This is a genomic window from Mycobacterium sp. E3251, assembly GCF_001666835.1.
GTDB lineage: Bacteria > Actinomycetota > Actinomycetes > Mycobacteriales > Mycobacteriaceae > Mycobacterium.
Genome location: NZ_LZJF01000120.1, coordinates 70,239 through 92,292, shown reverse-complemented (window position 1 = coordinate 92,292; position 22,054 = coordinate 70,239). Strand labels below are relative to the sequence as shown.

The 22,054-nt window shown below is 70.5% G+C and carries 20 protein-coding genes and 1 pseudogene; 1 reads left to right on the top strand and 20 read right to left on the bottom strand.

What is annotated here, in order from left to right; translation table 11 throughout:
- Positions 1 to 51 precede the first annotated feature (51 nt).
- From A5697_RS14635 to A5697_RS14560, 16 genes and pseudogenes are all read right to left on the bottom strand, one after another.
- Entirely contained in the window at positions 52 to 1,113 is a 1,062-nt protein-coding gene (locus A5697_RS14635; RefSeq protein WP_068011131.1) for a type III polyketide synthase, read from the bottom strand.
- 109 nt (positions 1,114 to 1,222) lie between these two features.
- Positions 1,223 to 2,641, bottom strand: a complete 1,419-nt coding sequence (argH, locus tag A5697_RS14630) for an argininosuccinate lyase (RefSeq protein WP_067951249.1) — start codon at positions 2,639 to 2,641, stop codon at positions 1,223 to 1,225.
- Positions 2,638 to 3,858 (bottom strand): argininosuccinate synthase, encoded by a 1,221-nt coding sequence (locus tag A5697_RS14625; protein WP_067951247.1) that lies wholly within the window; start codon positions 3,856 to 3,858, stop codon positions 2,638 to 2,640. Before A5697_RS14625 ends, argH begins: the two co-directional genes overlap by 4 nt.
- A gap of 16 nt (positions 3,859 to 3,874) precedes the next feature.
- Positions 3,875 to 4,369 (bottom strand): arginine repressor, encoded by a 495-nt coding sequence (locus A5697_RS14620; protein ID WP_067951245.1) that lies wholly within the window; start codon positions 4,367 to 4,369, stop codon positions 3,875 to 3,877.
- On the bottom strand, positions 4,366 to 5,295 hold the full coding sequence (gene argF, locus A5697_RS14615) for an ornithine carbamoyltransferase (protein ID WP_067951243.1): 930 nt from the start codon (positions 5,293 to 5,295) through the stop codon (positions 4,366 to 4,368). Before argF ends, A5697_RS14620 begins: the two co-directional genes overlap by 4 nt.
- Positions 5,285 to 6,466, bottom strand: coding sequence for an acetylornithine transaminase (locus A5697_RS14610; RefSeq protein ID WP_231972071.1), 1,182 nt, complete (start codon positions 6,464 to 6,466; stop codon positions 5,285 to 5,287). The genes argF and A5697_RS14610 overlap by 11 nt, the downstream gene beginning before the upstream one ends.
- Before the next feature lie 14 nt (positions 6,467 to 6,480).
- On the bottom strand, positions 6,481 to 7,362 hold the full coding sequence (argB, locus tag A5697_RS14605; protein ID WP_156673306.1) for an acetylglutamate kinase: 882 nt from the start codon (positions 7,360 to 7,362) through the stop codon (positions 6,481 to 6,483).
- Positions 7,363 to 7,439: 77 nt separating this feature from the next.
- The gene (gene argJ, locus A5697_RS14600) at positions 7,440 to 8,693 is read right to left on the bottom strand and encodes a bifunctional glutamate N-acetyltransferase/amino-acid acetyltransferase ArgJ (protein ID WP_231972070.1); all 1,254 of its coding nucleotides are present in this window, start codon (positions 8,691 to 8,693) and stop codon (positions 7,440 to 7,442) included.
- Positions 8,648 to 9,707, bottom strand: a pseudogene (argC, locus tag A5697_RS14595) (N-acetyl-gamma-glutamyl-phosphate reductase). Before argC ends, argJ begins: the two are co-directional and overlap by 46 nt.
- 56 nt (positions 9,708 to 9,763) lie before the next feature.
- Complete coding sequence (locus A5697_RS14590) at positions 9,764 to 10,117, bottom strand: DUF732 domain-containing protein (protein WP_068011125.1); 354 nt, start codon at positions 10,115 to 10,117, stop codon at positions 9,764 to 9,766.
- Positions 10,118 to 10,211: 94 nt separating this feature from the next.
- Positions 10,212 to 11,573 (bottom strand): PPE family protein, encoded by a 1,362-nt coding sequence (locus A5697_RS14585; RefSeq protein ID WP_068011124.1) that lies wholly within the window; start codon positions 11,571 to 11,573, stop codon positions 10,212 to 10,214.
- 14 nt (positions 11,574 to 11,587) lie between these two features.
- Entirely contained in the window at positions 11,588 to 12,853 is a 1,266-nt protein-coding gene (locus A5697_RS14580) for a PPE family protein (protein ID WP_068011122.1), read from the bottom strand.
- 439 nt (positions 12,854 to 13,292) lie between these two features.
- The gene (gene pheT / locus A5697_RS14575) at positions 13,293 to 15,779 is read right to left on the bottom strand and encodes a phenylalanine--tRNA ligase subunit beta (RefSeq protein WP_068011120.1); all 2,487 of its coding nucleotides are present in this window, start codon (positions 15,777 to 15,779) and stop codon (positions 13,293 to 13,295) included.
- Positions 15,779 to 16,822: a phenylalanine--tRNA ligase subunit alpha gene (pheS, locus tag A5697_RS14570; protein ID WP_068011118.1), complete on the bottom strand. Its 1,044-nt coding sequence runs from the start codon at positions 16,820 to 16,822 to the stop codon at positions 15,779 to 15,781. Before pheS ends, pheT begins: the two co-directional genes overlap by 1 nt.
- A 120-nt stretch (positions 16,823 to 16,942) precedes the next feature.
- On the bottom strand, positions 16,943 to 17,746 hold the full coding sequence (locus A5697_RS14565) for a rhomboid-like protein (protein ID WP_068011164.1): 804 nt from the start codon (positions 17,744 to 17,746) through the stop codon (positions 16,943 to 16,945).
- A gap of 17 nt (positions 17,747 to 17,763) precedes the next feature.
- Positions 17,764 to 18,678, bottom strand: a complete 915-nt coding sequence (locus tag A5697_RS14560) for an adenylate/guanylate cyclase domain-containing protein (protein WP_068011113.1) — start codon at positions 18,676 to 18,678, stop codon at positions 17,764 to 17,766.
- 191 nt (positions 18,679 to 18,869) lie between these two features.
- Here A5697_RS14560 and A5697_RS14555 point away from each other — a divergent pair, with 191 nt between their 5' ends.
- Positions 18,870 to 19,913, top strand: coding sequence for an oxygenase MpaB family protein (locus A5697_RS14555; protein ID WP_068011112.1), 1,044 nt, complete (start codon positions 18,870 to 18,872; stop codon positions 19,911 to 19,913).
- On the opposite strand, the gene A5697_RS14550 is transcribed toward A5697_RS14555, so the two are convergent.
- From A5697_RS14550 to infC, 4 genes are all read right to left on the bottom strand, one after another.
- The gene (locus A5697_RS14550) at positions 19,900 to 20,691 is read right to left on the bottom strand and encodes an RNA methyltransferase (protein WP_068011111.1); all 792 of its coding nucleotides are present in this window, start codon (positions 20,689 to 20,691) and stop codon (positions 19,900 to 19,902) included. The genes A5697_RS14555 and A5697_RS14550 overlap by 14 nt on opposite strands.
- A 3-nt stretch (positions 20,692 to 20,694) precedes the next feature.
- Positions 20,695 to 21,090, bottom strand: a complete 396-nt coding sequence (rplT, locus tag A5697_RS14545) for a 50S ribosomal protein L20 (RefSeq protein WP_046184507.1) — start codon at positions 21,088 to 21,090, stop codon at positions 20,695 to 20,697.
- Positions 21,091 to 21,167: 77 nt separating this feature from the next.
- Complete coding sequence (gene rpmI / locus A5697_RS14540; RefSeq protein ID WP_067951226.1) at positions 21,168 to 21,362, bottom strand: 50S ribosomal protein L35; 195 nt, start codon at positions 21,360 to 21,362, stop codon at positions 21,168 to 21,170.
- A gap of 40 nt (positions 21,363 to 21,402) precedes the next feature.
- The gene (gene infC / locus A5697_RS14535; protein WP_082939437.1) at positions 21,403 to 22,008 is read right to left on the bottom strand and encodes a translation initiation factor IF-3; all 606 of its coding nucleotides are present in this window, start codon (positions 22,006 to 22,008) and stop codon (positions 21,403 to 21,405) included.
- Between the last annotated feature and the right edge of the window lie 46 nt (positions 22,009 to 22,054).

Here is a 22,054-nt window from a genome sequence, read left to right as displayed (position 1 = left end):
GGGACGTGACCTGGGCGAGAAAACACGGAGTACAAGAGGTAATGCCTTAGCTCAATGCCAGCGCAACAGTACGAGTTCGGAACAGAATCCCGGACCCATCGCGATCATCAAGCCGGGGCTCCCGCTGGGTGGCGGCTTGGCCCGGGTGTCCCGCAACACGTGCAGCACGGACGCCGACGAAAGATTGCCGATCTCACCCAATGAGCGCCAGGTCAGTTCCAGGGCATCCGGCGGCAGGCCCAGGCTCGCGTTGATCGCCTCGATGATCTTCGGGCCGCCGGGATGGCTCACCCAGGCCCCGATGTCGGTCGTCGTCAGCCCGTGCGCACCGAGGAAACCCGTGACGTCCCGCTCGATGTGCTCCTCGACTACTTGGGCCAGGTCCTTGGCCAGCACCAGCTCGAACCCCGCGGCGCCGACGTCGTAACCCATGGTCCGCAGCGAATCGGGATAGAGCGTGCTGCGCGAGTCGAGGATGGCGGGCCCGCCGGCGCCCACCTGTTCGGCGCGGCGGTCGCCGACGGCAACCACGGCGCCGGCCCCGTCGGCGAACAGCGCGCTGCCGACCATGCCCTGCAGCGTCGGCTTGTAGCCCGGATAGGTGAGCGAACAGAGCTCGACCGAGATCAGGGCCGCGGCGCCGTCGGGCGCCCCGCGCAGGTAGTCGTTGAGCCGGGCCACGCCCGCGGCCCCGGCCACGCAGCCCAGGCCGAACAGCGGCACCCGGCGCACGTCCTCGCGCAGCCCCAGCCGCCCGGCGATCCGGGCGTCCAGGGAGGGCACCGCGAGGCCGGTGACCGTCGTCGTGATGAGCACGTCCAGGTCCTGGGGCCGCAGGCCGGCCTCGTCGAGCGCGCCCGAAAGGGCCTCGCAGCCCAGGTTGACCGCGTTTTCGATGAAGATCCGGTTGGCCAGGCCGAAGTCGTTCAGGCTGGGATACCGCTCCAGCGGCAGCACCAGGTGCCGGCTGTTGACCTTTGCGCTGGTGTGCAACTGCCGGACGATGTCCTCGTAGCCCTCGAACTCCGGGATGCTGACGAAGAAGTCGGTGAGCTCGCGCTGGGAATAGCGGTACGGCGGCAAAGCGCCGGAAACGCCAGCGACGACGCTCATTGGTCCCACCCCTTGACGACGAAGATCAGGGCCGAAATGTTCACCCGGATCACTTTCTGCGGGCAGTTTAGTCGGCATGCCGCCGCGCGGCACAGAAACGAAAGTCCTCTCATTCCCCGCCGCCGAGCCGCGCCCTGAGCTCTTCGGACTCGGCCAGGACGGCTTCGAGCTGCTCGGCGACCCGGACCGGCGCGGTCCCGCCGCGACGGTCGCGCGACGACACCGAGCCCTCGATCGTCAACACCTCACGGACCTGCGGTGTCAGCTCGGGGCTGATGGCGGCCAGCTCGTCGTCGGTCAGCTCGTCGAGCCCGACGGAACGCCCCTCGGCCGCCCGGACGGCGGCCCCGGCGGCCTCGTGCGCGGCTCGGAACGGCACCCCCCGCCGCACCAGCCACTCGGCGATGTCGGTGGCCAGCGTGTAACCGGCCGGGGCCAGGGCCGCCATCCGCTCGACGTCGAACGTCAGGCTGGCCACCAGGCCGGCCATCGCCGGCAGCACCAGCTCCAGCTGGGCGACCGAGTCGAACACCGGCTCCTTGTCCTCCTGCAGGTCGCGGTTGTAGGCCAGCGGCTGCGCCTTGAGCGTCGCCAGCAGCCCGGCCAGGTTGCCGATCAGCCGCCCGGACTTGCCGCGGGCCAGCTCGGCGATGTCCGGGTTCTTCTTCTGCGGCATGATCGAGCTGCCGGTGGACCACGAATCGTGCAGCCTGACGTAGCCGAACTCCGTCGAACTCCACAGGATGATGTCCTCGGCCAGCCGTGACAGGTCCACCGCGATCATCGCGAAGATGAAGGCGGCCTCGGCGGCGAAATCCCGGGCGGCGGTCGCGTCGATGGAGTTGTCGGCGGCCTCCGCGAAACCCAGCTTGGTGGCGATCGCGTCCGGGTCCAGCCCCAGCGACGAGCCCGCCAGCGCCCCCGAGCCGTACGGGGACACCGCGGCGCGCCGGTCGAAGTCGACGATGCGGTCGACGTCGCGCAGTAGCGGGTGTGCGTGCGCAAGCAGGTGGTGGGCCAGCAGGACCGGCTGCGCGGACTGCAGGTGCGTCTTGCCCGGCATGATCGCCGTCGGGTGCTCGGCGGCCTGGCCCGCCAGCGCGGCCACCACCTCCAGCGCCCCGTCGGCGACCCGGCGCACCGCGTCGCGCAGCCACATCCGGAACAGGGTGGCCACCTGGTCGTTTCGCGACCGCCCGGCCCGCAGCCGGCCACCCAGGTCGGGGCCGACCCGGTCGATCAGCCCGCGCTCCAGCGCGGCGTGCACGTCCTCGTCGGTCACCAGCGGGGTGAAGCTGCCGTCGGCCACGTCCTCGGCGAGGCTGTCCAGGCCGGCCAGCAGCCCGTCGCGCTGCTCCTCGTCGAGCAATCCGGCGTGAAACAGAATCACGGTGTGCGCCCGCGAGGCGACGATGTCGTAGGGGGCCAGGACCCAGTCGAAGTGGGTGGACTTGCTCAGGGCGGCCAGCGCGTCCGACGGGCCGTCGGCGAACCGCCCGCCCCACAGCGAGCCCTCGCGCGTGCTCACGTCGCGGTCGGACCTTCGTCGGCGGCCAGGTCTCGGCGGGACGCGATCTTGGACGACAGCCCGTGCACGTAGACGAAGCCCTTCGCGGCCGACTGGTCGAAGCTGTCGCCCTCGTCGTAGGTGGCGAGGTTGAAGTCGTAGAGCGACTGGGCGCTGCGCCTGCCGTTGACGGCGATGTGCCCGCCGTGCAACACCATTCGGATCTCGCCCGTGACGTGCTCCTGGGTCTTCGCGACGAACGCTTCCAGCGCGGTCTTCAGCGGCGAATACCAGAGTCCGTCGTAGACCAGCTCCGCCCAGCGCTGGTCGGTGTGGCGCTTGAAGCGGCCCAGTTCGCGCTCCAGGGTGACGTGCTCGAGCTCGGTGTGGGCGGTGATCAGCACCATCGCCCCGGGGGCCTCGTAGATCTCGCGGCTCTTGATGCCCACCAGCCGGTCCTCGACCACGTCCAGGCGCCCGACGCCCTGGCTACCGGCACGACGGTTGAGCTCCTCGATGGCCTGTAGCACGGACACCGGTTTGCCGTCGATGGACACCGGGACGCCGCGCTCGAACCCGACGATCACCTCGTCGGGGGTGTTCCAGTTGATGGTGGGGTCTTCGGTGTAGGCGTAGATGTCCTTGGTGGGCGCGTTCCAAAGGTGTTCCAGGAAACCGGTTTCCACGGCGCGGCCCCACACGTTCTGGTCGATGGAGAACGGCGAGCGTTTGGTGACGTTAATCGGGATCGCGTTCTCCTCGGCGAACGCGATCGCCTTCTCGCGCGTCCACGCGTAGTCGCGGACCGGCGCCAGCACCTCCAAATCCGGTGCCAGCGAAGCGAATCCGACCTCGAACCGGACCTGGTCGTTGCCCTTGCCGGTGCAACCGTGCGCGACGATGCTGCCGCCGTGCTCGCGGGCCGCCGCCACCAGGTGCTTGGCGATCAGCGGCCGGCTGATGGCCGAAACCAGCGGGTAGCGGTCCATGTAGAGCGCGTTGTTCAAGATGGTGGGCAGGCAGTAGCCCTCGGCGAACTCGTCGCGGGCATCGACGACGACGGCTTCCACCGCGCCGCAGTCCAGGGCGCGCTGGCGGACGACCTCCATGTCCTCGCCGCCCTGGCCGAGGTCGATCGCCACCGCCACCACCTCGCGGCCGGTCTCCTTGCCGATCCAGCTGATCGCGACCGAGGTGTCCAGCCCGCCGGAATAAGCCAGGATGACGCGATCTGACATGAACCAATCTCCTTTTTTAGGTGAGCTCTTCCAGGGTGCGGGCCAGCTCGGCGCCGGTCATCGGCTCTCGGGCGGCCACGAAGACCGTGTCGTCGCCGGCGATGGTGCCGACGACGTACGGTAGCGCCGCGCGGTCGATCGCGCTGGCCAAATAGTTGGCACCGCCGGGCGGGGTGCGCAGCACCGCGAGATTGGCGCTCGCGTCGGCGGAGACCAGGAGTTCGCTCAGCAGCCGGGACAGCCGAGCGGTCCCGCCGGATACGCCGCGCACCGGGCTGCCGTCCTCGGGGACGATGTAGACGCCCACGCCGCCGTCGGCGCCGCGCAGCTTCACCGCGCCGAGCTCCTCGAGGTCGCGTGACAGCGTGGCCTGGGTGACCTCGATGCCCTCGTCGGCCAGCCGGGCCGCCAGTTCGCTCTGGCTGCTGATCGACGCCGACGACAGGATCGCGACGATGCGGTCCTGCCGGCCGGCCCGGGTGGTCTCGGCGGCCGCCTTCGAGCGGGTCATCGGGACCGCTCCAGCAGCCACACCAGCAACGCCTTCTGGGCGTGCAGCCGGTTCTCGGCCTCGTCCCACACCACGCTGGCCGGCCCGTCCATCACCTCGTCGGTGATCTCGTCGCCGCGGTGCGCCGGAAGGCAGTGCAGCACAATGGCTTCCGGGTCGGCCAGGCCCAGCAGCCGCTGGTTGACCTGGAACGGCCGGAACGGGGTGCGGCGGTCCAGGCCGTCGCCTTCCTGCCCCATCGACGTCCACGTGTCGGTCACCAGGACGTCGGCGCCGGCCGCGGCGGCGTCCGCGTCCGCGGTCAGGGTGACCGAGCCGCCGGTGGCTTCGGCGCGCTCGAGCGCCGCCGCCGTGAAGGCGGGGGCGGGAGCGAAGCCGTCCGGCGCCGCGATGGTGACGTGCATGCCGGCGGTCACGCCGCCGAGCAGCAGCGAGTGGGCCATGTTGTTGGCGCCGTCGCCGAAGTACGACATCCGCAGTCCGGCAAGCGATCCCTTGCGTTCGGCGATGGTCTGCAGGTCGGCGAGCACCTGGCAGGGGTGGAAATCGTCGGAGAGCGCGTTGACCACCGGCACGCTGGCCACCTCGGCCATGGCCTCGAGCCGGTCCTGCTCGAACGTCCGCCACACGATGGCCTCGACGTAGCGGGACAGCACCCGCGCGGTGTCGGCCAGCGTCTCGTCGCGGCCCAGCTGCGTGCTGCGGGCGTCGACGACGACGGCGTGGCCGCCGAGCTGGGCGATGCCCACCTCGAAGGAGAACCGGGTGCGGGTGGAGTTCTTGTCGAAGATCACCGCGACCCCGCGGGGCCCCTCCAGCGGGCGGTAGCTGAACGGGTCCTTCTTCAGGTCCGCGGCCAGTTGCAGCACCTCGGCCTGTTCCTGGGGTGACAGGTCGTCGTCGCGCAGAAAGTGCCTAGGCGTCATCCGCGGCCCTGTCCAGGATGCCCGGCAACGCGGCGACGAAGCTGTCGAGCTGGGCTTCGGTGACGATCAGCGGCGGAGCCAGCCGGATGACATCGGGTGCGGCGGCGTTGACCAGGAAACCGGCCGCCCGCGCGGCGTTTTCGGCTTCCTTGGCGCGCGGCGCGGTCAGCACCATGCCTTGCAGCAGGCCACGCCCGCGCACGTGGTCGATCATGGGGTGGTTGAGGGACTCGATCCCGTCGCGCACCGACTTGCCCAGCACGTCGGCGTGCCGGACCAGGTCCTCGTCGGCGATCACCCGCAGCACCGCCCGTGCCGCCGCGGCGCAGATGGGGTTGCCGCCGAACGTGCTGCCATGCAGGCCGGGCGCCATCAGGTCGGCGGCCCGGCCGACGGCCAGGCACGCGCCGATGGGCAGCCCGCCGCCGAGCCCCTTGGCCATGGTCACGACGTCCGGGGTGATGCCGTCGTGCTGGTGGGCGAAAAACGCTCCGGTGCGGCCCATCCCGGTCTGCACCTCGTCGAGCACCAGCAGCGCGCCGTGCCGCGCGGTGATCTCGCGCGCGGCTGTCAGGTAGCCCTCTGGTGGGACGACGACGCCGCCCTCCCCCATGATCGGTTCGAGGAACACCGCGGCGGTGGCGTCGTCGACCGCGGCCGCCAGCGCGTCGGTGTCGCCGTAGGGCACGTGGGTGACGTAACCCGGCAACGGCTCGAACGGCGCCCGCTTGCTCGGCTGACCGGTCAGCGCCAGCGAACCCATGGTGCGGCCGTGGAAACCGCCCTGCGCGGCAACGAGATTGGTGCGTCCGGTCAGCCGCGACAGCTTGAACGCCACCTCGTTGGCCTCGGTCCCCGAGTTGCAGAAGAACACCCGCGTCGGCGCTCCGGTCTTGTCGGCGCCCAGCAGGGCCGACAACTCCTCGGCCAGCGCGATGCCCGGTTCGCTCGCATACAGGTTGGAGGTGTGGCCCAGCGTCGTCATCTGCCGTGTGACGGCCTCGATGACCGCGGGGTGGCGATGGCCGAGGACGTTGACCGCGATGCCGCCGAGCAGGTCGAGGTAGGTGTTGCCGTCCACGTCGGTGACCACGACGCCGTCACCGCTGGCCAGCGCAAGCGGCGGGGTGCCGTAGTTGTTCATCATCACGGCTTCCCAGCGCTGCTTCATCGCCACGGACTCAGTCACTTGCTCACCACCTTGGTGCCGGTGCCCGCATCGGTGAAAAGCTCGACCAACACGCAGTGTTCGACCCTGCCGTCGATGACGTGTGCGCTGGGCACACCCGCTGTCACGGCTCGCAGACACGCTTCGACCTTGGGAATCATGCCCGCCTCCAGCGTGGGTAGCAGTTGTGCGAGGGTGGCGGTGTCGATTTCGCTGACCAGCGATTCGCGGTCCGGCCAGCTGGTGTACAGACCCTCGACATCGGTGAGCATCAACAGCTTTTCGGCGCGCAGGGCCTCGGCTAGCGCCGCCGCGGCGGTGTCGGCGTTGATATTGTGCACCACGCCCTCGGCGTCCGGGGCGAGCGTCGACACCACCGGAATGCGGCCCGCCGCAATCAGATCCAGCACGGCGGCGGTGTTGACCCGCTCCACGTCCCCGACCAGTCCGATGTCGGTGGCCACGCCGTCCACGGTGACGCTGCGCCGCACGGCGGTGAACAGCTGCGCGTCCTCGCCGGTGATGCCGACGGCGTAGGGGCCGTGCGCGTTGATCAGGTTGACCAGTTCGCGGCCCACTTGGCCGAACAGCACCATCCGCGCCACGTCGAGCACTTCGGGTGTGGTGACCCGGAAGCCGCCCTTGAAACCGCCCGCGATGCCGAGGCGCCGCAGCATGGCGGTGATCTGCGGGCCCCCGCCGTGCACGACGACGGGGTGGATGCCGCAGTTGCGCAGGAAGGCCATGTCGGCGGCGAAGGCGTGCCGCAGCGTGTCGTCGGTCATGGCATTGCCGCCGTACTTGATGACGACGATCTTGCCGTGCAGCTGCTTGAGCCAGGGCAGCGCCTCGGCCAGCACCTGCGCCTTGACCGCGGTGGACAGCTCTCCCGTGCGCAACGATATGCGCCGCTCTCCCCCGCAAGCGGGAGGTGCCCCCACCTCATCACTGCGTTCTGCATCGTCGCCGGCGCGCGTCATGAGCTGTATGCCGAGTTCTCTTCGACGTAGGCGTGCGACAGGTCGGTGGTGCGTACGGCCGCGGAGGCGTCACCCACGCCCAGGTCGACGGTGATGTCGATGTCGGCGCCGGACAGGTCCACCTCGCGCGCGCCGGGCGCCCCGACGCCGTCGACGCACACGGCGAACCCGTTGAAGGACACGGTGATTCGATCCGGGTCGAGCGTGACCGGCGCCATGCCGACGGCGGCCAGCACGCGGCCCCAGTTGGGGTCGGACCCGAACACCGCGGTCTTGACCAGGCTGTCGCGGGCGATCACCCGGGCGGCGGTCAGCGCGTCGTCGTCCGAGGTGGCCCCGGTGACGGTGACGGTGACGCGCTTGGTGACGCCCTCGGCGTCGGCCTGCAGCTGCGCGCACAGGTCGTCGCAGACCCGCAGCACGGCATCGTCGAGATCGGCCTGGCTCGGCGTGATTTCGCTGGCCCCCGACGCCAGCAGCAGCACCGTGTCGTTGGTCGAGCAGCTGCCGTCGATGTCGAGCCGGTCGAAGGTGCGCGCGGAGGCCCGGCGCAGCGCCCGGTCGAGCGCGGCGGCATCGACGGCCGCGTCGGTGGTGAGCACGCAGAGCATGGTGGCCAGCGACGGCGCCAGCATGCCCGCGCCCTTGGCCATTCCGCCGACGGTCCAGTTGCCCGGGTGGTGCAGCGCAACCTGTTTCGGCACGGTGTCGGTGGTCATGATCGCGCGCGCGGCCTCGTCGCCGCCCGACAGCCCGCCGGCCATGTCTTGGACGATCGTGCGCACCCCGGCCAGCACCTTGTCCATCGGCAACCGGTCGCCGATCAACCCGGTGGAGCAGACCGCGACCTCGATGGCGCCGGTCTCGGTGCCCCAGTCGGACAACGCGGCCGCGACGGCCTCGGCGGTGGCGTGGGCGTCCTGGAAGCCGCCCGGGCCGGTGCAGGCGTTGGCACCGCCGGAGTTCAGGATCACCGCGCGCAGCGCCCCGGTGGTCAGCACCTGCTGGGTCCACAGCACCGGCGCCGCCTTGACCTTGTTGCGGGTGAACACGCCGGCCGCCGCGTAGTCGGGTCCCTCGTTGAAAACCAGGGCCAGGTCGCGGTTGCCCGACGCCTTGATGCCGGCGGCGATGCCGGCGGCCCGGAACCCGGCCGGCGCGGTGACGCCCTGTTCGCGCACCAGGCGCGCCTCGGCTGCGCGAGTCACGGCGCGACTCCGACCACCGAAAGGCCTTGCGTCTCTGGCCATCCCAGCGCCAGGTTCATCGACTGCACCGCCGCGCCGCCGGTGCCCTTGACCAGGTTGTCGATGGCGGCGATGGCCACGAACGTCTCCGCGGCCGCGTCCACCGCGACGGCCAGGTGCGCCGCGTTGCTGCCGATCACCGATCCGGTGCGGGGCAGCTGGCCCTCGGGCAGCAGGTGAATGAAAGGTTCGGCGTCATAAGCCTTTTCGTAGGCCGCCCGCAGCTGCGAGAGCGGCGCACGGGTGCGCGCGGTACAGGTGGCCAAGATGCCGCGTGAGGTCGGGATCAACACCGGGGTGAACGACACCGTGACGTCGCGGTCGGTGACGGCCCGCAGGCCCTGGGCGATCTCGGGGGTGTGCCGGTGGCCGCCCGCGATGTTGTAGGCCCGCGCGGATCCGATGACCTCGGAGCCGAGCAGATCGGTCTTGGCGGCCCGGCCCGCCCCGGAGGTCCCGCTCACGGCGACCACCGTGACGGCGGGCTCGATCAGATCCTCGGCCACCGCGGGCAGCAACGCCAGTAGCGCCGCAGTCGGGTAGCAACCCGGGACGGCGATGCGCCGCGCGCCGCGCAACCGCTCCCGCGCGCCCGGCAGTTCGGGCAGCCCGTAGGGCCAGCTGCCGGCGTGCGGGGAGCCGTAGAACCGTTCCCAGGCGCCGGCGTCCGTAAGCCGGAAGTCGGCGCCGCAGTCGATGATCAGGGTGTCCGGGCCGAGCTGTTCGGCCAGCGCGGCCGAATGCCCGTGCGGCAGGGCCAGGAACACCACGTCGTGGCCGGCCAGCACGGCGAGTTCGGTGGGCTCGACCACCCGCTGGGCCAGCGGCGTCAGGTGCGGGTGGTGCTCGCCGAGCGTGCTGCCGGCGCTGGTCGCGGCGGTCAGCGAACCGATCGCGAGGCGGCCGTCGGCATAGGCCGGATGGCCGAGCAACAGGCGCAGGATTTCACCGCCGGCGTAGCCGCTGGCCCCGGCGATCGCCACCCTCAATACGTCGGCCATTCCGCCGATTCTGCATGGTTATGCAGTCTTTTGCAAATCCATTCTCCAGGGGGGCTCGGGGGCCAGAAGTGCTCACCCGCCGCCCTTTCCGCCCTCGGCGGCTTGCAGTTGCCGTGGGCAGTAGGACTTCGCCGATATCGTCGCGAACTGGGCGGCGCCGTTTGTCGTCAGCTCGGGATTGTTGTCCCGCAGGTCATTGAGGAGCTGAAGACCGGATACGCCGCGAGAGATCAAGCCGCACACCGCTTTTCCGGCGGTGATGGCCTGATCCGGGTCCGCAAAGCTGATTCCCACCTTGTGCAGGTCAGCGATGAAGACCTCGTTGTTCTCGTCGGTCGCCGCTTCGTCCTCCCCGGGTATGGCGTGCGCGGGCGCCGCGGCGACGATGCCCAGTGACACACCGAGAAGCGCTAACAGCAGTTTCATCACTCCTCCTTCGATGCGACTCATCACGGCGGCTTTCCCGACCGGGCCTGGCTATGCCCGTGATCACGCCGCGAAACCCCTGCGCTGCGGTCATTTAACCCATCTTCGATTCGGCGCCGCCCACCGCCAGCTCGGCGCCGTCCGTCACGTGCACGGCGTGCACGCCCGGTGTCGTTCTGAGCTTGGCGACCAGGTCATCGAGACCTGTCTCGTCGACGTTCCAGTGCTGAACCTGGTCGGGCATCTCCTGCAGTTGGGCGATGATGCGGTCGAGCTTGACCGGTGCGGTGCGGCGCTCGCCGGTGGCGACGCGGGCCTGCTGGATGCCGGGTGAGCTGACCACGCGCGCCGCCGGGCTGCCCAGCGCGCCGCCCGCCAGGCTGCCCAACGTCGCCTCGTTGACCAGGCCCGAGAAATCCGTGGCCGCGGCCGCGCCCACGCTGGTGCCCGGCAGCGAGGCCAGCCGGATGGCCGGCGCGGCGGTCGCCCAGCTGGGCGGCACCGAAAGCTTCCCCACCGTCGGCGCGTTACCCGCTACCGCCGACACGGGCTTGGCCGCGACGCCCGCGGCGACATGCCCCGGCGACGCCAGACCGGCGCCCAGCGAGGTTTTGGCCATCGCGGCGCTCCACGGTGCGTAGATGAAGAAGTTCTTCCACTGCGAGACGCCCAGGCCGATGGTGGCGTTGGTGACGTTCGTCCACGTCGCCTGCGTGCCGATTTGGGAAATGCTGGAATACAGCGTCTCCCAGAACGGTGCGATCTCCGTGCTCCCCGTCGTCCCCGCGATCAAGTCCTGCCAAAACTTGGTGTATTGGCCGGTGAGCGAGGTCAGATAGTCCTCGATCTGCTTGAGCCACGACGACAACGACTGGGGCGACGCCGCCGCCACGGCCGCGGTCTGGGTGGCCGGTCCTGTGTCGTTGGTGGTGGCCGGCGCCTCCTCGAACGGGGTCAGCTCGCCGGCCGACTCCGACGCGCTGGCGTAACTGAACATGGCGGCTACATCTTGGGCCCACATCTGTCCGTAATCGTCTTCAGTCGCCGCGATCGCCGCGTCGTTCTGGCCCAGGAGGTTCGTCTCCAACAGTTCCGCCAACTGAATGCGGTTCGCCGCGACGAGCTGTGGCGGCACGGTGGCCGCCAGGGCGGCCTCGTAGGCGCCGGCCGCGGCCCGGGCCTGGGTGGCGGTCTGCTCGGCTTGGCCCGCCATGGTCGACATCCACGCCAGATACGGTGCCACCGACGCGGCCATCGACTCCGACGACGGACCCTGCCACGACTCGCCGACCAGGTCCGAAATGACCGTGCCGTAGGAGGCCGCGGTGGAGTGCAACTCGGCGGCCAGCGTCTCCCAGGCCGCGGCGGCCGCGAGCAGCGGCCCGGCGCCCGGGCCCGCATAGATCTGGGTGGAGATCACCTCAGGTGGCAGCGTTGCGAAATCGCTGAAAACCATTGCCGCACCCTTTCTTATTTGGTGTTCGGCGGGATCACGATGACGGTGGACGTGGTCGCGAGGTCGTCGACGGCGACGGCACCGGGCACCCGAAACGCCGGCCCGGCGACCGCGCGGGTGGCGCTCGCGCCGACGGCGCGCCCGGCCAGGCTTGACAGAGCCGTCGGGCCGAACATGCCTTGTTGGCCGGTCGCGGCCATCGCGGGAGCGGCTTGCGCCATCGTCTCCGGCAGCTCGGCGGCCACCGTTCGGATCGCGGGAACGGCAGCAGCCCAATTCGCCGGCACCGACAACGACCCGACCAGGCCGGCCTGGCCCGTCGCGGCCGAAACCGAACTCGCAGTCGACACCGCGGTCGCGCCGCTCAGCAGGTCGCTGCGCAGCAGCGGCGCCAAGACCCCGGTGAGCGCTTTGGGGTGCAGTAGGGGTCCGATCCCTTGGATGCCCGTCCCCACGCTCGGGATACTGAGGGCGATCTGGTACCAGTTCTTCGCCAGGTTCGCCACGCCGAGCGGGGTGTACGGCCCGGAGATCGTGCCCATGACGCTGTTGAACGTCTTCAGGATCCCCGTGATGTCCGTCAGGCTCAGCGGGAGACCGCTCGCCGCCGTCGTCACCGCATTCGCGTTCACGGCGAGGGTTTGCAGGCCGGCCGGACCCTGCGAGACCGCCTGTGACAGCGCAGATTCCACGCCGGAGGCGCTCGACGGCCCGATCGCCGAGGTGACCGCGGCCAACTGGTCGGCCTCCCCGCTGCCGTCGGTGGTCGCGGGTGGCGCGGCGAACGGGGTCAGTTGCGCCGCCGCAGCCGACGAGGCGGCGTAGCCATACATGGCGCCCGCGTCCTGGGCCCACATCTCGGCGTACTGCGCCTCGGTGGCCGCGATCGCGGGGGTGTTCTGACCCAGGATGTTGGTCGCGATCAGCGAGGCCAGCAAGGCCCGGTTGGCCGCGATCACCGGCGGCGGCACGGTGGCCGCGAAAGCGGCCTCGTAGGCCGCCGCCGCCGCCCTGGCCCGCGCCGCGGTCTGCTCCGCCCGCAGGGCGCCACTGCCAAGCCACCCGATGTAGGGGGCCGCCGCGCCAGCCATCGATATCGACGAGGGCCCGTGCCAGGTGGTTGTCAGCTCCGCGATCGCAGCGGCGTAGGACGCCGCCGCGGAATTCAGTTCGCCGGCTAACCCGTCCCACGCGGCCGCAGCAGCCAGCAGCGGCGCCGATCCCGGTCCAGAGTAGATCCGGCCGGAGTTGACCTCCGGCGGTAACGCCCCGAAATCCATCCGCTTCCTCCACCCGGCCGATCGCCATCGGCCTCTCACTCACGCCGCCGATAGCGCTGTACGTCAACGACATTGAGCGCCTTCCGACTACCGCCACCCGATGGATGCGAGATCGGCTGGCGGTCGCTGGGGTGCTCTCGTGCCCAGGACACTAGCCAGGAGTTACGCAAAGACATTCGGCGCCGCCGGCCGAGCCTGGCACCTTCCGAGCGGCGATCAGCAAAGGCCTGAGTGTGGCGATCGGCGGTCCGGGCGGCGGTGACCCGCGTCTAGCTCGGCGGAACGCGGCCCCAGACAGGGTGAACACAAATGAATCACACAATGAACACAGGGGAAACGACGATCCGCCGCCGACGATCCGAAAATAAATCTCGCCCGGCAAAATTACGAGGGCGTCACCCGGCGCCCGATCGGACCCCGGTAGGTCGGCCGCGCGGCGTCAGGCCCGCAGTTCGGCGCCGACCGCCTCGGCGGCGCGCCGCACCGCGGCGTCGCGGGCCGCGCTGGCGTCGTCCTCGGTCAGCGTGCGATCCGGGGCGCGGAACCGCAGTGCGAAGGTCAGCGATCTGCGGTCTTCCCCGAGCTGCGGGCCGGTGAAGACGTCGAAGAGTTGCAGGTCTTCCAGCAGCTCGCCGGCGCCCTCCCGGACCGCGTCGGCCACCGCCTGGGCGGGCACGTGCGCGGGCACGACCAGGCTGAGGTCCTGGAAGACGGCCGGGAACGGCGACACCCTGGGCGCCGGCAGCGCCTGGACGATCGGGATCGCGTCGAGGTTCAGTTCGACGGCGCAGGTGCCCTTCGGCAGGTTGGACCGCTCGATCACGGCGGGGTGCAATTGCCCGGCGTGACCGACGACGGTCTCCCCGACGAGCACCTCGGCGCACCGGCCCGGATGCCAGGGCAGGAGTTGGGCCGCCCGCAGGCTCACCTCGACGCCGCTGGCGCGGGCGATGATGCGCGCCGCGTCGAACGCGTCGGCGGCCTCGGCCCGGCGGCCGGGCCCCCAGGGGCCCCGGCGTTCGCGCAGGCCCGCCAGCACCACCGCGGCGTGCTGCGGCTGGCGGGGCAGCGAGGCGTCCAGCAGCGCGATCTCGTGATCGGTCGGCCGGCGGTGCACGGGAATGGGCTGCACGCCGCGGGTCTGCTCGGTCGGTTGCACCACCTGGGCCAGGGCATACAGCCCGACGTCCACCAGCCCGCGGGATACGTTGCGCACCAACGCTTCCAGCAGCGCGGGCAGCAGCGTGGTGGCCAGGTGCGGACGGTCGGCCTCCAGCGGGTTGAGCACCCGCGTGGTGGCGCGTCGCGGGTCGTCTTCCGGCAGGCCCCACAGGTCGAACACCCCCGCGGGCAGGAACGGCGTCGGCAGGATCTCGACGTACCCCGATTCCGCGAGCGCTCTGCCGATGGCGCGGCGGCGTTTCTGCCCCGCGGTGAGGCCCCGGCCCGCCGGGGCCGCGGGCAGCACCGACGGAATGGCCTCCAGCCCCTCCAGCCGCAGCACCTCCTCGACGAGGTCGGCGGGCTGCAACAGATCGGGTCGCCAGCTCGGCGGCGTCACGGTCAGGACCCCGCCGCCGTCGCTCACCGAAGCCCCGATCTGCGTCAGGCGCCGCGCGGTGGCGCCCGCGGGGTAGGCCACCCCGGCGACACGGTCGGGCAGGTCGGCCGGCATCCGGATCGGCGGTAGCGACCAGTCGTCGGTCGGCGGGTCGCCCCGCCAATCGGTCAGCTTCTCCTCCACCGCTCCCCCGGCGATCTCGACGAGCAGCGCCGCGCAGCGGTCCAGTGCGGCCACCGAGACGGCCGGGTCCACGCCGCGCTCGTAGCGCCGGGCCGCCTCGCTGGGCAGGTGCAACCGGCGCTGGGTGCGCGAGACGGCCGCCGGGTCCCAGACGGCGGCCTCCAGCAGCACGTCGGTGGAGTCGGCGCGCACCTCGGTGCTCGCCGCGCCCATCACGCCACCGATCGCCGCGGTCGCCCGGTCGTCGACGATCAGGACGTCGGCCGGATCGAGCCGGCGCTCGATGTCGTCCAGGGTGACGACCGTCTCGCCGGGACGGGCGAACCGCACGACCAGGCCCCCGGAGATGCGGTCGCGGTCATGGGCGTGCATGGGGTGACCGAGTTCGAGCATCACGTAGTTGGTGACGTCCACCGCCGGCGACGTCGCACGGATCCCGGCCAGCAGCAGCCGCCGTTGCAGCCACCACGGCGACACCGCCGCCGGGTCGATCCCGGTGACGGGCCGCAGGGCGAATCGGCGCACGCCGGTCTCGGCGTCCACCGTGAGCGGCCACGCCTCGCCCTCGGCCGGCAACGGCTTGATGTCCGCCGGATCGACGAAGTTCAGGTCGAAGGCGCAGGCGATCTCGCGGGCGAGCCCGCGCACCGACATGCCGTAGCCCCGGTCGGGGGTGATCGCGAGGTGAAAGACCACGTCGTCCAGGCCCAGGACCGTGGCGCCCTCGGCGCCCGGCTCGGCGGTGCCGGGCGGCAGCACCAGGATCCCGGAATGGTCGGCGCCCAAACCGAGTTCGGCCGCCGAGCAGATCATGCCGTCGGAGTCGCGGCCGTAGGTCTTGCGTGCGGTGATAGCGAACCCGCCCGGCAGCGTGGTGCCGGGCAGCGCCACGACCACCAGATCGCCGACGGCGAAATTCGTTGCACCGCAAACGATGTCGCGCTCCGCGCCGTCGCCGACGTCCACTCGGCAGGCGCGGATCGGTTTTTTGAAGCCGGTGAGCTCCTCGATGTCCGTCACCCGTCCCACGGTCAGCGGCCCGTCGACCGGGCCGAGGGTGACGACCTCCTCGACCTCGTGGCCGATGCGGATCAACGCCTGCTCGAGATCGCCGGGCGCGACGTCCCAGCCCGGGGCGCCCGCCGCTACCACTTCTTGCAGCCAGCTGTAGGGGATGCGCATCAGGCACCCACCCCGAACGGCAACGAGAACCGGACGTCGCCCTCGACCATGTCGCGCATGTCGGGTATGCCGTTACGGAACTGCAGGGTGCGTTCCAGGCCCATGCCGAACGCGAACCCGGAGTAGACGTCGGGGTCAATCCCGGCCGCCCGCAACACGTTTGGGTGCACCATGCCGCAGCCGCCCCACTCCACCCAGCCGGCGCCACCCTTCTTGCCGACGAACCACACGTCGACCTCGGCGGAGGGTTCGGTGAACGGGAAGAAGTGCGGGCGGATCCGGGTGCGCGCCTCCGGGCCGAACTCGGCCCGGGCGAACGCGTCGAGGGTGCCCCGCAGATGCGCCATGGACAGGCCGCGGTCCACCGCCAGCCCCTCGACCTGGTGGAAGACCGGCGTGTGGGTGGCGTCGAGCTCGTCGGTGCGGAAGGTGCGGCCGATCGAGATGATGTAGACGGGCAGCTCGTGGGCCAGCAGGGTGCGCACCTGCACCGGCGACGTGTGGGTGCGCAGCAGCTGCCGGGAATCGTCCGGCGCGATGTAGAAGGTGTCCTGCTCGCTGCGCGCCGGGTGGTCCGCGGGGAAGTTGAGGGCGTCGAAGTTGAACTGCTCGGTCTCGACTTCCGGCCCCTCCGCCAGCTCCCACCCCATCGCGATGAAGGTGTCGGCGATGTGATCGGCCAGCTGGGTGATCGGGTGTCGGGCGCCGGTCGGCTGCCGGCCCGACGGCAGGGTGACGTCGATGCCCTCGGCGGCCAGCACCGCCGCGTCGCGTTCGGCCCGCAGCGCCGCCAGCCGATCGTCGTAGCTGCGCTGCACTTCGGTTCGCGCGGAGTTGACCCGCTTGCCGGCGTCGGCCCGCTCGTCCTTGGGGACGCTGCCCAGCGCCTGGCGGGCCAGCGCCAGCGGTGAGCGGTCACCGAGGTGCTCGGTCTTCACGCGCGCCAGCGCGTCCAGATCGCCGGCGAGCGCGATCGCCTCCCGGGCGGCGCCGACCGCCTCGGCCAAGGCATCCGGTGACAGGTCGACGGGCTGAGCACCCACGCGGCGACACGCTCCTTGCTGATGAGGGGCTGGGAGGAAGGTCCCCAGCGGCAAGTGCCGATCATAGTGATGCGGTGCGCGCGGCCCGGCGGGCGCTTCGGGGTAAGGGCGAGCCGGTGTCTAGCCGGCCGCGACCGGCTGCGCGCCGGCCAGGGCGGCGTCGTCCGACACCGCGCGCCCGGTGGCGAACCGCACGAGCTTGTGCGCGGCCAGCGCGCCCAGGACGCCGAAGGCGGGCGCCGCGGCCATCGTGCCCCAGTGGTGGGCCAGCAGCAGAAAGCCGAAGCCCGACGAGGCGGCCAGCATCATGATGCGCACCGGCGTCCAGTGGATGGGCTGGCGGAGCCGGGCGGAGACCAGCACGCCCAGCACCACGGCGACGGTATGGCCGGCATCGGTGAAATCGCCGCCGATGATCGCCGAGGCGATGCCGGCCGACACCCACCAACCGACCCAGGCGGCCCGCCAGCGCTGGGGAATCACCGCCGTCATCGCCCCGAGCACCGCCAGGGCGCCGTAGCTCATCCCGACGTCGCTGGCCCGGGTGATCGACAGCGGCATCCACTCGAACTCGACCGCGGCGGCCAGGGCGGCGGCCACGAGCAGCGTCGCGCCGACGTGCCCGACGAGGAACGCGACCACCAGCCGGATGGTGCGCAGGTGCAGTTCGCCGAGCGCGAGCAGGCAGGTGAGGAACGGCAACCAGAAGTAGAGCGGACCGGCGTCGACGACCAGCGCGCTGCCCAGCAGCGTGCCCACGTGGCCATGGGCCAGATTGTGCAGGTTGGTGCTGGCCCGCTCGACCAGCACGTCGTGCGCGTGCGGGCCGAGCGCCAAGATGGCACAGCTGACGGCAAGCAGCATCGCCACGTATCCCACCGTGAACTGGACCCGGGCGAGCCGGGCGAAGACGCCCCCAAACATTGCGTCCATTATGTCGATTAATTTGTTTCGGAAGTGTGATCGGGCGCTGTCAACTCCCTATGAGTCCTCAAACGATATATCGCCAAGTCGGCCGGGACGCCCGTCGTCTTGCCCGCAAAAACCGGTTTACGTGCACGTTTGGCGACCACGCCCATTGCGTCCAGTTCGCTCTGGGCGATCAGGTCGAGTGTCGAACCTGACACCATGACCCCGCCTTTGGTGGCCCGTTCCATCACCCGCGCGGCGATGTTGACGTCGACACCGAGCCAGTCCGCCGCCAACCGCTGGGGCCGCCCGGTGTGAATCCCGACCCGCATCCGCGGCGTGTAGCCGGCCACCTCGACGGACTTCAGCGCATCCTTGGCTGCCAGGACGGCCCGCAGCGCGACCGTGGGATCGCCGAAGACGGCCATCAGGCCGTCACCCATCCGTTTGACGATGTGGCCACCGGCGTCCAACAGCGGCGGCTCGACGGCCCGCGCCACCTGTCGCAGCAGGGTGAGCGCCGCCTCGTCACCGGCCCGCAAGGACCACGACGAGAAGCCGACCAGGTCGGTGAACACCAGCGTCACCTCGGGATTCGCGGGGCGCCGGGCGACCGACTCGGTCAGCGCCTGCCACACCTGCAACAGCCCGAGGCTGACTTCCCGCGACACCGCGTCGCGATCCCCCAGCAGCCGGTCGGCGGCACGCGCCGCGGCGCGCGGTCCACCGTCGCCGGCCGTGGACAGCGGGTCGCCGAACTCGGGGTCGCCGGGCAGCAGACGCCGCGCCCGGCGGATGAACGCCACCGCGCCGGGACTGTGATTCCGGTTGTGCAACCACTGCGAGGCGCCGTGCGCCGAGACCGCGGAACGCGGCGGCGAATCGGACGACGTCGCCGTCGGTTGTCCGGGCTCGCCCGAGTCCGGGTCGCGACGCGCGAGTTCCACCTGGCCAGGTTATTTGGTTGCGCCGGAGGCGGGCAATGAAGGCTTCGCGGTTTGTGTCACAGCTCGCAACGTATCGCCTGATCACAGGGACGCCACACCGCTATGGACGCTGCGTAACACCCACCGGCGCGCACGGCCGAAATCGTAGACAACGCGCGTTGTCAAAGTTATCGTGAGCCGAGGAGGCCGAGATGACTGCCATTCCAACGAGATCCGACGATCCGCTCGGGCCCGATTCCCTGACCTGGAAGTACTTCGGCGATCTACGCACGGGAATGATGGGCGTCTGGATCGGCGCGATCCAGAACATGTATCCGGAGCTGGGCGCGGGCGTCGAGGAGCATTCGATCCTGCTGCGCGAGCCCCTGCAGCGGGTGGCCCGCTCGGTGTACCCGATCATGGGCGTCGTCTACGACGGTGACCGGGCGGCCCAGACGGGACGGCAGATCACGAGCTACCACCACACCATCAAGGGCGTCGACGCGTCCGGGCGCCGGTATCACGCGCTGAACCCCGAAACCTTCTATTGGGCCCACGCCACCTTCTTCATGCTGGTGATCAAGGTGGCCGAGTACTTCTGCGGGGGCTTGACGGAGGCCGAGAAGCGGCAGCTGTTCGACGAGCACGTCCGGTGGTACCGGATGTACGGGATGAGCATGCGACCGGTGCCCACCTCCTGGGAGGAGTTCCAGGAGTATTGGGACCGGGTCTGCCGCGAGCAATTGGAAATCAACCAGGCGACGCTGGACATCTTCCGAATCCGGATCCCCAAGCCGAAATTCGTGCTGATGCCGACGCCGGTCTGGGACCAGATGTTCAGGCCGCTGGTCGCCTGCCAGCGCTGGATCGCGGCGGGGCTGTTCGAGCCCGCGGTTCGCGAGAAGGCGGGCATGCGCTGGACGCCCGGCGACGAGGTGCTGCTGCGGCTGTTCGGCAAGTTCGTCGAACTGGCCTTCCTGGCGGTTCCCGACGAGATTCGGCTGCACCCCCGGGCGCTGGCCGCGTACCGCCGGGCCGAGGGGCGGCTGCCCGACAACGCGCCGTTGGTGGAGGCTCCGCCGTTCATGGCGCCGCCGCGCGACCGGCGCGGGCTGCCCATGCACTACTTCCCCCCAAAGCCCCGCTCGCCGCTCGACCCGGCCAAGGCGCTCATGGAGCGCGCCGGCTCGCTGGTACACGGGACGCTGTCGCTGGCGGGTCTGCGGCCCGCCCGGGGTCGCGTCAGGGCCGCTTGAACAAGCCGAGCGCCTGCGCGCTCTGGTAGAGGCAGATGGCCGCGGCGGAGGCCACGTTCAGGCTCTCGGCACCGCCGGCCATCGGGATGCGCATGCGGTGATCGGCCGCGGCCGCGATTTCGGTTGGCAGACCCTGTGATTCGGGCCCGAACAACCACGCGGTGGGCCTGGCGAGCAGCGCTGGGGCGTCGTCGAGGCGGGTCTCGCCGTCCACCGTGGTCGCCAACACCTGCAGCCCGGCGGCGCGCACGGCGCCCAGCGCGGCGGCCGCGTCGGGCTCGGCGACCACCGGAATCGAGAAGATGCTGCCGGTCGAGGCGCGCAGACACTTGCCGTTGTACGGGTCGACGCTGTGCCCGCCGAGGATCACGCCCTGTGCGCCCATGGCGTCGGCGATGCGAATGACCGTGCCCGCGTTGCCCGGTTCGCCGAGCTCGACGGCGACCGCGATCAGCCGGGGTGAGCCGGCCAGCACGTCCGCCAGGCCGGTCGCGGGCATCTCGCAGACGGCCACCAGCCCGGCGGGGGTGACGGTGTCCGACAGCGCCTTTGCGGCCCGCTCGCTGACCAGATGGACCGGACAGCGCTGCGCGCCAAGCAAAGCCGCATACCGCTGCGACGCGGCTTCGGTGACGAAGACATCGCGGACCAGGCCGCGGGCGGCCGCCGCCTCGACCAGGTTGGGGCCTTCGGCCAGGAATCGGCCCGCCCGCCGCCGGCCGACGTGGCGATGCAGTTTGACCGCCGCGGCGACCCGGGCCGAACGTTCGGTCAGCAGGGGCTAGGCGGCCTCTCCGGAATCCGAGGGCGCGTTGACGTCCTCGGGCAGTGCGGCCCGGGCGACGTCAACCAGCGCGGTGAACGCCGCGGGATCGGTGATCGCGATGTCGGCGAGGTTCTTGCGGTCCACTTCCACACCGGCGGCCTTCAGACCCTGGATCAGCCGGTTGTAGGTGATGTCGTTGGCGCGCGCCGCCGCGTTGATCCGCGAGATCCACAGCTTCCGGAACTCGCCCTTGCGCGCGCGGCGGTCGCGGTAGGCGTAGTTCAACGAATGCAGCTGCTGCTCTTTGGCTTTGCGGTAGAGCCGCGAGCGCTGGCCGCGATAGCCCTTTGAGGCCTTGAGAATGCTGCGCCTCTTCTTGTGGGCGTTGACCGCCCGCTTCACGCGTGCCATGGGTGTTCCTACTCTCGTTCTAAGTAAATGGGTCGGGTGCCGGCACCGACGGGCCCCGGCGCTCGGCTTGGTGAAGATCAGCCGTTCAGCAGCTTGTTGATCCGCTTGGTGTCGTTGGCCGCCACGGTCGTGCGGCCTTCCAGCCGGCGAGTCCGGGTGGACGGCTTGTGCTCGAACAGGTGGCGACGGTTCGCCTTCTCGCGCAGGATCTTGCCGGTTCCGGTGCGCCGGAACCGCTTCGAAGCCCCGCTGTGGGTCTTGGCCTTGGGCATGTTTCCTCTACTTCTGAAATTCTCGCTAGTTGGTCTCGGGTCAGTTGGGTGAAGGGGTGTCGGCGCCCGCGTCGGCGTCCGATGCCGCGCCGTCCCCGGGTCCTTCGGGGTGCCGCGCCCTGGCACGAGTCTTCGCGCCGCGGTGCGGGGCCAGCACCATCGTCATGTTGCGGCCGTCCTGCTTGGCGGACGTCTCGACGAAGCCGTATTCGGCGACGTCCGCGCCCAGCCGCTGCAGCAAGCGGTAGCCCAACTCGGGCCGCGACTGCTCACGTCCGCGGAACATGATGGTGACCTTCACCTTCGAACCCGCCTCCAGGAAGCGGATCACGTGACCCTTCTTGGTCTCGTAATCGTGATCGTCGATCTTTGGTCGCAGTTTTTGCTCTTTGACGACGGTCTGCTGCTGGTTCCGGCGGGATTCGCGCGCCTTTTGCGCCGCCTCGTATTTGAACTTGCCGTAGTCCATGATCTTGCAGACCGGGGGTCTGGCGTTCGGGGCGACTTCGACGAGGTCGAGATCGGCGTCCGCAGCGACGCGCAGTGCGTCTTCGATGCGCACTATGCCTACCTGCTCTCCCCCGGGGCCGATCAATCTGACTTCAGGTACGCGGATGCGCTCGTTGACGCGGGTCTCAGTGCTGATGGGGCCTCCCTTGTTGGGCTTATAGATATCCTGCGCTCACGGCCAG